The following is a 13,350-nucleotide window of genomic DNA, read 5'->3' as shown; positions in this document are numbered from 1 at the left end:
ACCTTGAATTGAATTATAGTTTTATGGCGCGTCTGACTGGAATACAACGAATAATGGAAGTCGGCATGATTTTATCATGTGCTTTCGCATTTTTTATTCTCCTTGCTCTAGCATCTTTTAATAGTGCAGACCCAAGTTGGTCTCAAGCTGGTTTTCAAGGCAATATCCACAATTGGGTAGGACCCATTGGTGCTTGGTTCGCTGATGTGCTTTTTTTCAGTTTTGGACGATTCGCCTATATTTTACCGTTTATTATAGCCTTCACTGGCTGGTTTTTGTTTCAGCAAGTTAAACGTATTGAGCAAATTGATTACCTAACCATAGGTCTGCGGATTATCGGCTCAATATTGTTCTTAGTGGGTATCTCGGGTATTTTGAGTATTAACTTCGATGATATCTTCCACTTCTCAGCGGGCGGTATGATTGGAGATGTCATTAGCAGCTCGTTAATCCCTTACTTTAGCCTTGTGGGGACCACCTTATTACTATTGTGTTTTTTATTAACTGGCTTGACGTTAGTTACTGGGATTTCCTTAGTTACCGTAATCGACAAGCTCGGTGAAGTGAGTATAAAGTCTGGCTTATTTTTGTATCAAGCTCCTAAACTTATTGAACAAAGCCCAATTGCCAGATTGTCATTTAGACCTTCCAATAAAGAAGAAAAAGACAATGATGTAGAAATTACCACTTTTAAAGCCGCTGAGCGGGCTATACCTGTTGAACCGTCAATTACGATTCCTGATGAAATATTTGAACAGCCAGAACCTGAGCCGAAGCCCAGTATTTTGTCTGTCTCTGAGCTTAAAAAGAAAATATCCGGTAAAAAGGACAAACAAAAGTCAGATGACACTGAGTCAAACCATAGGCCGCAATCTAGTATCGATGACCCCAAGGTAGTGCCAAAACCAACTCAGAATACCTCAACGTCAACTTTAAATGGCAATACAAATTCTGACACGATCGAGGAGGGGGATGAGTCATTAGGTCCATTGCCGTCTTTCGATTTGTTAGAGCGCGCCGACAAAGTGAAAAACCCTATTACTCAAGAAGAGTTAGATATGGTTTCTCGCTTGGTGGAAGAAAAATTAGCAGATTTTAATATTGAAGCTAAAGTGGTTGGTGTCTTTCCTGGTCCAGTGATTACTCGGTTCGAACTAGATCTTGCTCCTGGTGTAAAGGTTAGTCGAATTACTGCGTTGTCTAAAGATTTGGCGCGGGCCATGTCGGCAATGTCGGTGCGAGTGGTGGAAGTGATCCCCGGTAAATCTGTTATTGGCCTTGAGCTGCCGAACAAAAATAGAGAAATGGTTCGTTTGAGTGAAGTTATTGCTTGCCAAGCGTTTCAAGGAAATGAATCTCCATTAACTATGGTGTTAGGTGCAGACATTTCCGGTAAACCGGTAATTGTGGATCTAGCTAAAATGCCTCACTTATTAGTGGCGGGTACTACTGGCTCTGGTAAGTCTGTGGGGGTCAATGTGATGATCCTCAGTTTGTTATACAAATCTTCCCCTGAAGATGTACGTATGATCATGATTGACCCGAAAATGCTTGAACTTTCGGTTTATGAAGGTATTCCTCACTTATTGTCTGAAGTCGTAACAGACATGAAAGAAGCGGCTAATGCCCTACGTTGGTGTGTTGGCGAAATGGAACGCCGTTATCGATTGATGTCAGCGTTAGGCGTGCGAAACCTCAAAGGCTATAATGCAAAAGTGAAACAGGCTATTGACGACGGCAATCCTATTAAAGATCCCCTGTGGCGATTTGAAGAAAGCATGGAAACCGTTGCCCCTGATTTAGAAAAGTTACCCGCTATAGTGGTAGTGGTAGACGAATTTGCTGACATGATGATGATTGTTGGTAAAAAAGTGGAGGAATTAATTGCGCGAATTGCACAAAAAGCCCGAGCCGCAGGCATTCATTTAGTACTTGCCACACAACGTCCATCGGTGGATGTAATTACCGGCTTGATAAAAGCAAATATCCCTACTCGGATTGCGTTTCAGGTATCGTCGAAAATTGACTCTCGAACCATTTTAGACCAACAGGGGGCTGAGTCTTTGTTGGGAATGGGTGACATGCTGTATTTACCCCCAGGTACCGGCGTACCAACTCGAGTACATGGTGCTTTTGTGGATGATCATGAAGTACACGCCGTGGTCGCGGATTGGAAAAAACGCGGCGAACCTAATTACATTGATGAGATCCTCAATGGCGAAAGCAGTGCAGAAGTTTTATTGCCCGGTGAGCAACCAGAGGGCGCAGATCAAGAGTTTGATGCATTTTACGATGAAGCCGTGGCGTTTATTACCGAATCGAGACGGGCATCGGTATCAAGTGTGCAGCGTAAATTCAGAATTGGTTACAATCGTGCAGCACGATTAGTTGAACAAATGGAGCAAAGTGGCGTCGTAAGTGCAGCGGGTCATAATGGTACTCGTGAAGTTTTAGCACCACCGCCACCAAAGGATTAATCAAAATGAGACGTAAATTAATCAAAACAACCTCTGTATTCATCAGCGTCTGGATGCTGATATTACTAAATGCGGGTCTGGCAAATGCCAATCAACAACAAGATCTTGCTGCTGAACAGTTAAAACAAAAATTATTAACCTTAAAAACGTTTAGCGCTTCCTTCGAACAAAAAGTCACGGATGGGCAAGGGGAGTTAGTCCAAGAATCCTCCGGTCAAATGACATTAAAACAACCCAATTTAATGATTTGGCAAGTTAATGCGCCAGATGAAAATCTAATGGTCGCGGATGGAAATACACTTTGGTATTCAGACCCGTTTGTGGAACAAGTTACAGCCATTAATCAAGCCGATTCGGTATCCAACAATCCTATCGTACTATTGACCAATCCGAGCAATGAACAGTGGTCAGAGTTTACCATTAGCTATTCAGATGATGAGGTCTATAGCATTATTGCGATTTCTCCAGAGTCGCAAATAAGCGAATTAAAACTAAAGTTTGAAAATAATCAATTAAGCCAGTTAAGTTTTATCGATCGTCAACAACAAACAAGTAAACTTACATTTTCAGATGTAAAACAAAATATTAAAATAAGTGATGAGCAATTCGTTTTTGCCATTCCCGATGGTTTTGATTTGGACGATCAACGTTAAAAATGGAATTGGATTTTAACGACACGCCTTCATTTGAGCCCTTAGCGGCAAAAATGCGACCCAAAACCGTTGATCAATATGTAGGTCAACAACATATTATTGGGCCGGATAAACCTCTGCGAAAATCATTAGAAAACGGCAACTGCCATTCGATGATCCTCTGGGGGCCACCTGGCACAGGTAAAACAACTCTAGCTGAGATCATTGCCAGTCACTGTGATGCTCATATTGAGCGGATTTCAGCGGTTACCTCTGGGGTTAAAGATATCCGCAGTGCCATTGAAGTCGCCAAACAACATGCCGCGGTGAAAAGTAAACGAACGATTTTGTTTGTAGATGAAGTCCATCGTTTCAATAAAGCCCAACAAGATGCATTTTTACCCTTTATCGAAGACGGTACCGTGACCTTTATTGGCGCAACCACGGAAAACCCCTCTTTTGAGCTAAACAACGCCTTGTTATCTCGCGCCCGAGTGTATGTGTTGCAGGCATTGAATCACAATGACTTACAACAAGTTATTAAACAGGCGTTAACGGATTATGAAAGAGGTTTAGGCAAGCAAAACATTCAATTAGACGAAGATGCGCAAAAACGTTTAATTGAATTGGCCGGCGGTGATGCCCGTCGCTTGCTCAATTATTTAGAACTCAGTGCCGATTTTGCCGAAAATAGTCATGTAAAGCTCAATACCGTTGCCCAAGCGGTGGGTGAGAAAGTTTCACAGTTTGATAAGGGCGGCGATTTATTTTATGACATGCTATCGGCGTTTCATAAATCCGTTCGCGGTTCTTCCGCTGATGGTGCCTTATATTGGTACGCCCGAATATTAACGGCCGGTGGTGATGCTTTAGCAGTAGCGAGACGTTTATTAGCTATCTCCACTGAAGACATTGGTAATGCCGACCCTAGAGCCATGGAAGTATGTTTAAATGCTTGGGATATTTACCACAGGGTAGGAGCAGCTGAAGGTGAGCGAGCTATCGCTCAGGCGACTATTTATTGTGCTTGTGCGGCAAAAAGTAACGCAGTGTACACAGCATTTAAAGCCGCTATGGCGGATGTGAAAGATAAACCCGATTATCCTGTTCCGGCACATTTACGAAACGCGCCTACTAAGATAATGGCTGACTTGGGATATGGTAAAGATTATCGATATGCCCATAATGAACCCCATGGTTATGCAGCGGGTGAAACCTATTTACCTGAACAAATGCAGGATACTGAATATTATCAACCAGTTGAGCGTGGACTTGAGACTAAAATTAAGGCTAAATTACGCTTTCTTAAAGATTTAGATGGTAAACAGTAAAAAGGGTAATTAATGACGCACAGTATCGCTATTTATGGTTACATCGCTGCAGGTGGAGCAGTTGGTGCGTGCATGCGCTTTTTTCTTTCACAAATGATGTTGCAATGGTTTGGTAAAGGCTTTCCTTTTGGTACACTGCTGGTCAATGTAGTTGGTTCGTTTTTTCTTGGCTTGGTATACGCTCTGATTGAACACGGGCAAATAGAAATAGTTGTATGGCGAACTGCAATTGGTATCGGTTTACTCGGTGCTTTTACTACCTTCTCAACGTTCTCTGTGGATACTTTGTTGCTTCTGCAACAAGGGCTTTGGTTGAAAGGAATCCTTAATATCGTTTTAAATATAACTTGTTGTTTATTCGCAGCATGGTTAGGAACGCAATTGGTTAAAGGTTAATAATTAACAGATGTTAGATCCAAAATACTTACGTAATGATATAAACGAAACCGCGGAAAAACTAAAACGCCGTGGTTTTACCCTTGATGTTGACGCATTTAATGCATTAGAAGAACGTCGTAAATCGTTGCAAATGCATACCCAAGAATTGCAAAATGAACGTAATGTTCGTTCTAAGTCCATTGGTAAAGCGAAAGCATCTGGTGAAGATATTGCGCCTCTATTAGCAGAGGTGGGTAAATTAGGTGATGAACTTGATGCCGCAAAATCTGAATTAGCTGACTTATTAGAGGAAATTGCTGCTTGGTCTCAAGGCATTCCAAACCTTCCTGACGATTCAGTTCCTGTTGGTATTAATGAAGATCAAAATGTAGAAGTCAGTCGCTGGGGTACACCTAGAGAATTTGATTTCGAGGTGAATGATCACGTAGACGTGGCAGAAAAACTGGCAAAAGGCCTAGACTTTGAAACCGGTGTAAAATTGTCGGGTTCTCGCTTTGTTGTTATGCGCGGTCAAATTGCCCGTTTAAACCGTGCAATTACGCAGTTTATGTTGGATTTGCACACCTCTGAGCATGGTTACACTGAAATGTATGTTCCCTACTTGGTGAATGAAGCCAGTATGTTTGGAACCGGGCAATTTCCAAAGTTCAAAGAAGACGCGTTTCACACAATGCCAGCAACTGAAGAGGGGCAGGGGTTATCGTTGATCCCAACCGCAGAAGTACCTTTGACGAACACCGCTCGTGATGAGATATACAGTGCAGCCGATTTACCAATTAAATTAACCGCGCACACACCGTGTTTTCGTAGTGAAGCCGGATCCTATGGTAGAGATACCAAAGGCCTAATTCGTAATCACCAGTTCGATAAGGTTGAAATGGTTCAGTTGGTCAAAGGGGAAGATTCTTTTGATGCATTGGAAGAGTTAACTGGACATGCTGAAAAAGTACTGCAATTGCTAGAGTTACCTTATCGCAAAATGTTGTTGTGTACTGGCGATATGGGCTTTGGTTCATGTAAAACCTACGATTTGGAAGTGTGGTTACCGGCGCAAAACACCTACCGTGAAATCTCGTCTTGTTCGAATATGTTGGACTTCCAAGCACGCAGAATGCAAGCCAGATATCGTAACCCTGAAACCAATAAACCAGAGTTATTGCACACCTTAAATGGCTCAGGTTTGGCAGTAGGGCGCACCTTAGTGGCGATTCTTGAGAATTATCAGCAGCAAGATGGTTCTGTCGCCGTTCCTAAAGTGTTAGTTCCTTATATGAATGGTTTAGAAGTGATCAAAGCTAACTAAAATCAATCGCTATTAAACCGACAATAACTAGCTCGGTTTATTACTAACCCCAAAGGATGCAGCATGATTTATGTTGCATCCTTTTTTATTTGGGGTCTTTTAAGGGATTAAAAGAATTACAAACATTTTGCCGGTTTTGGCAAGCCTGCAATCTTAGTTGCCTGTTTCGCTGGACCTTTAGGGAACAAACGTTGTAAGTAGCGGCTATTGCCTTTTTCGGGGCCGTATTCGGTAGCCATGGCTTTCACCAAGGCACGAATGGCAGGGCTGGTGTTAAATTCTAAATAAAAGTTTCGAACGAAATTAACCACTTGCCAGCGGTTTTCATCCAATTCTATATTTTCACCGGCAGCAATAACCTCCGCAAGTTCAGGCTCCCAGTCTTCTACAGATAACAGGTATCCCATTTTATCTGTGGCTATTTTCTTGTTGTTAAATTCGATGAAATGTTCCATTTATTCTGTTACCAAGATATGACTTTATCGTACTCAAGTGATAAGGCGACAAAGCCATCATAATCAATTAGAGTAATTGCTTGTTCTGTACAGGTTATGCCCCTAGCAACGCAGTCTGGCTGCAAGGCATAGACATTTTTAGTTCGTTGTATAATGGGCTCGAAAATAAGCGCTGAATTTAATCCGTAGACCGCATCCTCCATCAACAGTATGCCGTCGTTAGGATCAATACGAGATAACGCACTGATTAGGTTCGATTGTGAAAAAGGGCTGACTGAAAATTTATGTAAGATCATGATAGTGTAATTATATTATCAGATTTTTGAAGTTGCGCATTTAACTCTGTTTGGGTTAATAGCTGACAACTTACATTTAATTGAGCTTTTTCAAGCCCCCGTTTTTGTAAACTTTCTTTGCACACAAATATATTTTCAACATCGTAAAATTCGAAAGCACCGAAGCTTTTGGCAAAATGCTTATGTGCTAGTTCTTCTGGTTTTTGGGTGTTAAGCAACTGAAAAACACCGTCATCCACAAAAAACACACTGACATCTTGGCCAAAACTAGCGGATGCGAGGACTAAATCCACAGACTCTTGGCCAGCATTGTTTGTTATGGGGCCAGATTGATTAATGATTGCCAGTGACTTCAAAATTGAATACTCCTGTCACTCTCATTGAGCATGCTAACCAGCTCTCCAATGCCCACAGACTCGAAAGGCGCATCAAGGTTAAATAGGTTAGGGGTGTCATTTTGTACGGCATCTTGCTCGCTTAGAATACCCCGTCGATTAGCTGCAGTCACACAAACCTGTAAAGGAAATACATGCTTTTGCGCTAATTCACACCATTTGGGATACATAGCTAATTCATCAGAGAGCATGGTTTGAAATGAATTAGCAAGCTCCACCCCTGACTGATAAAAGAATACACCTGTTATGCTATGGCCAGCTTCTAATGCGGCTTGAGTAAAACGGTAGGCGCTGTAACAACCTTGAGATTCAAGTGGGGAAGAGGTCACTATTATGCAGAAACTAGCCAAATCATGATTCCGTGGTTCTGGTGGCAATCGAATGCCACATAAAAAAACACCCCAGCAAATGCTGAGGTGTTTTAGCATATCAAAAAATATTAATCGTCGCCGCCAAATGCACCAAGTAGGTGTAAAATAGAGGTGAACAAGTTATAGATGTTTAAATACATTGAAACAGTAGCGCGAATATAATTGGTTTCGCCACCATTCACAATACGACTTGTATCAAACAAAATCAGACCAGACATAATGAATACGATAGCTGCGCTAATGGCTAAACTAAGTACCGGAATCGCTAAGAAGATGTTAGCAAGACTCGCTACAATCGCAACAATTAAGCCGACCATTAAAAAACCGCCCATAAAAGAAAAGTCTTTTTTGGTAGTCAATACATATGCTGACAATCCAAAGAATACCAACGCAGTGGTACCTAGAGCTTGCATAACAAGTGCTGCACCACCTGGGAAAGCCAAGTAGTAATTAAGCATTGGCCCTAAAGAGCCACCTAATAATCCAGTAAAAGCAAAAACAAACAAAATTCCTTTCGAGCTGTTTGCTACTTTATTTAAGAAAAATATCATAACTAACGCAGCTAGACTCATCATCATTGCTGCACCTTGGCTTAGGCCCATCGCCATTGCTGCGCCAGCACACACTGCACTAAAGGCCAATGTCATTGCCAGTAGCATGTAAGTATTGCGAAGAACCTTATTGGTCTCCAATACTGACGGGCGTGAGCCAACCCTGTCTATATGAGCATAACGATCTTGATCCATAAAATAACCTCCAATAGGCTTATAAAAAGTGAGTGACTAAGCAAAATGCTTGAGTATTGTTTAATTAGTGTATTTGTATGGTGTTTGGTTCACTTTTTCAAGTGTTATCGTATTAACTCTTTGTAACAAGTCATATATCGCTGAAATAGCGAACAAATCGGACAAAGAAAGAGCACTTGAATAAAAATTTGCTTAATCCCCTTTACAAGCAGCAAAAAGGTCATTAATATTCGCCCCACTTCGAAAGCGCTGAAACATTTTACTTAAAAAGTGACATGATTTAGACTAATATTGAAGTAGACAATTCGGATAGCTGGCAGAGCTCGGTTTAATGCACCTGACTTGAAATCAGACGTACGGTCAAACGTACCGGGGGTTCGAATCCCTCGCTATCCGCCACATTTGAAAAACCCGCACATGTTGCGGGTTTTTTGCGTTTACGCCTCGAAGAATAGTTTGTGTCCATGGCCTGAAGGCCATGCTACGCCAATTTGTATTGTAGGCGGTGGCTTTAGCCCCGCGGTAATGAATTCAAAGGTTTGGTTGATAGGTTTGTGCCAATGGCCTAAAGGCCATGCTACAGCATTGTAGGCGGTGGCTTTAGCCCCGTGGTGGTGAATTCAGGGGATTGGTGGATAGGTTTGTGCCAATGGCCTAAAGGCCATGCTACAGCATTGTCGGCGGTGGCTTTAGCCCCGTGGTGTTGAATTCAGGGGATTGGTGGATAGGTTTGTGTTTATGGCCTAAAGGCCATGCTACAGCATTGTAGGCGGTGGCTTTAGCCCCGCGGTAATGAATTCAAGGTTGTGGTTGATAGGTTTGTGCCAATGGCCTAAAGGCCATGCTACAGCATTGTTGGTGGGGGCCGTGAATAATCGTCATTTAGTGTTGATTTATTACCCCTTCCTAGCAGTTTTCATCGGTAAACTTCAAATTAACTCTATACAGGTTATTTTTAATCCCGCTATAATTGTTTCATACATGTTTCCTCAAAAAGGATTTTAGGATTTAGTCAGAGTTTCGTTACAGTCTGATTGCTTTAATATGCATTTAATCAGCAAAGTGTTGGTAACGAAGTCTAATGAATTTAATGATGTTGATTGATTTTGAGGTAAACCTTGATAAAACTGCTTTTAGTCGATGATCACGAACTGGTGAGAACTGGTATCCGACGTATTCTTGAAGATGTAGATGACTTCAAGGTTGTTGGTGAAGTTAATAATGGTGAAGAAGCGATTAAGTTTTGTCGAAATTCTCCGCCAGACATCGTGCTAATGGATATGAATATGCCAGGCATTGGTGGTTTAGAAGCGACTAAACAAATCATTCATTATGCGCAAGACTCAAAAGTAATAGTGGTATCGGTGCACACTGAAAATCCTATTCCTGCTCGGGTGATGCAATTAGGGGCTTATGGTTACATCACCAAAGGCACAGACCCCCAAGAAATGGTCATCGCTATTCGTAAGGTATCTTCCGGTCAACATTATATTGCCCCTGAAATAGCGCAGCAAATTGCTATCGGACAATTAAATCTTAATGAAGTCAATCCGTTTGAACAGCTATCTCGTCGAGAATTAGAGATAACTATTATGTTAACCAAGGGAAGTAGAGTGCCAGATATTGCCAATAAACTGAATATCAGCGCTAAGACGGTTAACACTTACCGATACCGTATGTTCGAAAAATTAAAAGTTGGGTCAGATGTGGAATTAACCCATTTAGCTCTGCGTCATAATTTAATCGATACTAATCAATTGTAATCAATCGGTATGACAGAAAAAGCAATTCCTTTTGATTTCAAAGGCTTTTTAAAAAATCTCACGTCTAAACCCGGTGTTTACCGGATGTATAATGACAAAAACGAGGTTATTTACGTTGGTAAAGCCAAAAACTTAAAAAAACGTGTATCAAGTTATTTTCGAACCAACGTAGATAGCATTAAAACACAGTCTCTCGTCAGGCAAATAGCTGATATGGATGTGACGGTTGTCCACAGTGAAACAGAAGCCTTTATTCTAGAAAATAACTTCATCAAAAAGTACAAACCTCGTTATAACGTGGTGTTAAGAGATGACAAATCATACCCTTTCATTTTTCTATCTGAACATAAACATCCTCGTTTAACTCTCCATCGTGGCGCTAAAAAGGCAAAAGGAAGTTATTTTGGGCCTTATCCTAGTGCTTGGGCCGTGCGAGAAAGCCTCAGAACCATGCAAAAGCTTTTTCCTATTCGCCAGTGTGAAGACAGTTATTATCGGGCTAGAAGCCGTCCGTGTTTGCAATATCAATTGAAACGCTGCGCAGGACCATGCGTGGAAGGTTTAGTGTCTGATGAGGAATATAACGAGCAAATAAAACTTGCTACTTTGTTCTTAAAAGGAAAAAACCAACAAGTAATTGAAAGTTTAGTTGCCAAAATGGAACAAGCTAGCAGTGAATTACGGTTCGAGTCTGCAGGTCGTTATCGTGACCAAATTAGTGCTTTGAATAAAGTACAGGAACAGCAATGGGTAAGTGGTAATGAACAAGAAATGGATGTGCTCGGTTTTGTTTATCGAAATGGTATCGCCAGTATTCAAGGATTGTTTATTCGAGATAATAAATTATTAGGTAGTAAAAGCTTTTTCCCCAAGGTACCTAGTCAAACCACTGAAATGGAAATTCTCCAATCCTTTGTTCTTCAGTTTTATTTAGCGGGCAATAAAACCATACCAAAACAAATCGTTATGCCTATCGGCTTAGAAGATGAAGAGGCAATAACCGAGCTGTTAAGTGCAGAAGCTGGTTACAAAGTAAAGTTTTATAAAGGTGCCAGAGACGAGAAGAAACGGTATTTACAGCTGGCCATCACCAATGCGGAGAATGCCTTAGAAGCGAAACAAAACCAGCAAAAATCGGTTTTTGCACGTTATTTGGAGCTGGAGAAAGTATTAGAATTTGAACAACCGATTCAGCGTATGGAGTGTTTTGATATTAGTCATACATCTGGTCAGCAAACGGTTGCATCTTGTGTGGTGTTCAATCGTGACGGGCCTTTTAAAACAGACTATCGTCGTTATAATATCGAGGGCATTACACCTGGTGATGACTATGCGGCTATGGCTCAAGCCTTAAGTCGACGTTATAAACAACCCACTGATGAATCTAAAATTCCAGATATTGTTTTTATTGATGGTGGCAAAGGACAGTTGGCTCAAGCGGAAGGGCACTTTGAAAATTGGAAAGCGGCTAAAAAACCTTTATTGATCGGTGTTGCTAAAGGAACCAGTCGAAAACCTGGACTAGAGACGCTTATTCTTGCTGGGAATCATGATACTATACCTTTGTCAGCCGATTCCCCAGCATTACATTTGATTCAGCATATACGAGATGAGTCCCACCGTTTTGCTATTACCGGTCACCGACAGCAGCGTCAAAAAGCCAAGCGTACTTCAGTATTAGAGTCAGTACCTGGAGTCGGCGCTAAGCGGCGCCAGAGTTTATTAAAGTATATGGGGGGGATCCACGGTGTCTTAAAAGCTAGCCGAGACGAAATATCCCGAGTTCCTGGAATTAGTGAAGAGCTTGCAGATATTATTTATGAGCATCTGCATTCTTAAGCAATTTCAAAAACGACCAAAATTCAAAGACAATCAATTTTCAAAGATTGCAAAAACAAGTAAAGGTTAGAAAGAAGTATGTGGACAATTCCAAATATCATTACCATGTTAAGAGTGGTACTCATTCCTGTTTTTGTGGTGGTGTACTTTCTTGATTGGGAGTGGGCGAGACAGGCAGGCGCATTTATTTTTTGGTTTGCGGCCTTAACCGATTGGTTTGATGGTTATTTAGCGCGCAAATTAAAACAGTCCTCTGCATTTGGTGCATTTCTCGATCCTGTGGCTGATAAATTAATTGTAGCCGCTGCTTTAATAATGATTACCCATAGTTACAATACTGTATGGATTACTGTTCCTGCAATTTTGCTTATGTCACGGGAAGTTTATATTTCTGCTTTGCGAGAATGGATGGGGCAACAGGGCAAGCGCGATGTTGTTGCTGTATCATTTATTGGTAAAGCAAAGACAATGGCACAAATGCTTGCTTTAATCGGTTTGCTGTCGGAAATGGATTATTTCATGGGTTTCCCCATCTATTGGGTGAAGTTGGGATATGTCTTATTGTATATTTCTACCATATTATCTACTTGGTCGATGATTTCTTATACAGTGGCAGCATGGAAAAGTTTAACCTCTAAGGAACAAGACAGTACAAAATAAACGCGGTTTGCTCGAAATTGAGGCGTTTAAGTCATTTTTCGTGCAAACAGTACAAAATCATCATTTTTGTTGTTGACAGTTATCTCTGTGAATGTAAAATGCACGCCATCATTTAGCGAGAGCCAAATGTAATTAACTGAAAAGATATTGAAAGCAGTTAAATGCGGGAATAGCTCAGTTGGTAGAGCACGACCTTGCCAAGGTCGGGGTCGCGAGTTCGAGTCTCGTTTCCCGCTCCAAATTGGCGGAATGGCAGAATGGCTATGCAGCGGATTGCAAATCCGTGGATCTCGGTTCGACTCCGGGTTCCGCCTCCATAAAGCCTCCTCATATCTTATGAGGTAATGCAAGACCCTCTCACAGGTTATGTGAGTTCATCCGATGCCCGGGTGGTGAAATTGGTAGACACAAGGGATTTAAAATCCCTCGTTCGTAAGGACGTGCCGGTTCAAGTCCGGCCCCGGGCACCATTCTTTCTAAAAGAATCCTGTACTACATCTATTCTCTATCTCAGAGATTTTTAATCCATATTATTATTTCAATTTGCCCTTTATTATGGCCTCTAGACCATGCTACGGAACATGGATATCGATTTCATGGCCTGAAGGCCATGCTACAAGCAAATTTGTATTGTAGGTGGTGGCTTTAGCCCCGCGGTTGTTAGTTCAAGATTGTGGTTGATT

13 protein-coding genes and 4 tRNA genes are annotated in these 13,350 nt (G+C 41.5%); 12 read left to right on the top strand and 5 right to left on the bottom strand.

The window, feature by feature from the left end; all coding sequences use genetic code 11:
* Nucleotides 1–23: 23 nt before the first annotated feature.
* The 5 genes from AB6T38_RS14130 to serS are packed head-to-tail and all read left to right on the top strand — an operon-like array spanning nt 24 to nt 6,142.
* Nucleotides 24–2,477, top strand: coding sequence for a DNA translocase FtsK 4TM domain-containing protein (locus tag AB6T38_RS14130; RefSeq protein WP_372547919.1), 2,454 nt, complete (start codon nt 24–26; stop codon nt 2,475–2,477).
* Nucleotides 2,478–2,482: 5 nt separating this feature from the next.
* Nucleotides 2,483–3,130, top strand: a complete 648-nt coding sequence (lolA, locus tag AB6T38_RS14125) for an outer membrane lipoprotein chaperone LolA (protein ID WP_372547918.1) — start codon at nt 2,483–2,485, stop codon at nt 3,128–3,130.
* Between the two features lie 2 nt (nt 3,131–3,132).
* Complete coding sequence (locus AB6T38_RS14120) at nt 3,133–4,440, top strand: replication-associated recombination protein A (protein WP_372547917.1); 1,308 nt, start codon at nt 3,133–3,135, stop codon at nt 4,438–4,440.
* A 12-nt stretch (nt 4,441–4,452) separates the two neighbouring features.
* The gene (crcB, locus tag AB6T38_RS14115) at nt 4,453–4,836 is read left to right on the top strand and encodes a fluoride efflux transporter CrcB (RefSeq protein ID WP_348490577.1); all 384 of its coding nucleotides are present in this window, start codon (nt 4,453–4,455) and stop codon (nt 4,834–4,836) included.
* Between the two features lie 10 nt (nt 4,837–4,846).
* A complete protein-coding gene (gene serS / locus AB6T38_RS14110; RefSeq protein WP_372547916.1) occupies nt 4,847–6,142 on the top strand; it encodes a serine--tRNA ligase in 1,296 nt (431 codons plus the stop codon).
* 116 nt (nt 6,143–6,258) lie between these two features.
* Here the strand turns inward: serS and AB6T38_RS14105 are convergent, their stop codons facing one another.
* The 5 genes from AB6T38_RS14105 to AB6T38_RS14085 form a co-directional block, all read right to left on the bottom strand.
* Nucleotides 6,259–6,597: a TusE/DsrC/DsvC family sulfur relay protein gene (locus AB6T38_RS14105; RefSeq protein ID WP_372547915.1), complete on the bottom strand. Its 339-nt coding sequence runs from the start codon at nt 6,595–6,597 to the stop codon at nt 6,259–6,261.
* Nucleotides 6,598–6,605: 8 nt separating this feature from the next.
* Nucleotides 6,606–6,893, bottom strand: a complete 288-nt coding sequence (tusB, locus tag AB6T38_RS14100) for a sulfurtransferase complex subunit TusB (RefSeq protein WP_372547914.1) — start codon at nt 6,891–6,893, stop codon at nt 6,606–6,608.
* Nucleotides 6,890–7,249 (bottom strand): sulfurtransferase complex subunit TusC, encoded by a 360-nt coding sequence (tusC, locus tag AB6T38_RS14095; protein WP_372547913.1) that lies wholly within the window; start codon nt 7,247–7,249, stop codon nt 6,890–6,892. Before tusC ends, tusB begins: the two co-directional genes overlap by 4 nt.
* Entirely contained in the window at nt 7,246–7,638 is a 393-nt protein-coding gene (gene tusD / locus AB6T38_RS14090; protein WP_372547912.1) for a sulfurtransferase complex subunit TusD, read from the bottom strand. Before tusD ends, tusC begins: the two co-directional genes overlap by 4 nt.
* A gap of 89 nt (nt 7,639–7,727) precedes the next feature.
* Complete coding sequence (locus AB6T38_RS14085; RefSeq protein ID WP_348490590.1) at nt 7,728–8,405, bottom strand: Bax inhibitor-1/YccA family protein; 678 nt, start codon at nt 8,403–8,405, stop codon at nt 7,728–7,730.
* Between the two features lie 307 nt (nt 8,406–8,712).
* On the opposite strand from AB6T38_RS14085, the gene AB6T38_RS14080 reads away from it, so the two are divergent.
* The 7 genes from AB6T38_RS14080 (at nt 8,713) to AB6T38_RS14050 (ending at nt 13,137) form a co-directional block, all read left to right on the top strand.
* A tRNA-Ser gene (locus tag AB6T38_RS14080) sits at nt 8,713–8,804 on the top strand.
* Nucleotides 8,805–9,523: 719 nt separating this feature from the next.
* Nucleotides 9,524–10,168 carry a UvrY/SirA/GacA family response regulator transcription factor gene (gene uvrY, locus AB6T38_RS14075; RefSeq protein ID WP_348490592.1) on the top strand — a complete coding sequence of 215 codons (645 nt, stop codon included), beginning with the start codon at nt 9,524–9,526 and terminating at the stop codon, nt 10,166–10,168.
* 9 nt (nt 10,169–10,177) lie between these two features.
* Nucleotides 10,178–12,007, top strand: a complete 1,830-nt coding sequence (uvrC, locus tag AB6T38_RS14070) for an excinuclease ABC subunit UvrC (RefSeq protein WP_372547911.1) — start codon at nt 10,178–10,180, stop codon at nt 12,005–12,007.
* 78 nt (nt 12,008–12,085) lie between these two features.
* On the top strand, nt 12,086–12,667 hold the full coding sequence (gene pgsA, locus AB6T38_RS14065; RefSeq protein WP_372547910.1) for a CDP-diacylglycerol--glycerol-3-phosphate 3-phosphatidyltransferase: 582 nt from the start codon (nt 12,086–12,088) through the stop codon (nt 12,665–12,667).
* Nucleotides 12,668–12,830: 163 nt separating this feature from the next.
* Nucleotides 12,831–12,906: transfer RNA gene (locus AB6T38_RS14060), tRNA-Gly, on the top strand.
* A gap of 4 nt (nt 12,907–12,910) precedes the next feature.
* Nucleotides 12,911–12,984 (top strand) — tRNA-Cys (locus AB6T38_RS14055).
* 66 nt (nt 12,985–13,050) lie between these two features.
* Nucleotides 13,051–13,137, top strand: a tRNA-Leu gene (locus AB6T38_RS14050).
* The last annotated feature ends 213 nt before the right edge of the window (nt 13,138–13,350 follow it).

Origin of the sequence: Aliiglaciecola sp. SL4, from assembly GCF_041538045.1 — a bacterium.
Taxonomy (GTDB): Bacteria; Pseudomonadota; Gammaproteobacteria; order Enterobacterales; family Alteromonadaceae; genus Aliiglaciecola.
The sequence above is the reverse complement of the archived record's forward strand: the minus strand, read 5'-3'. Positions and strand labels throughout refer to the sequence as shown.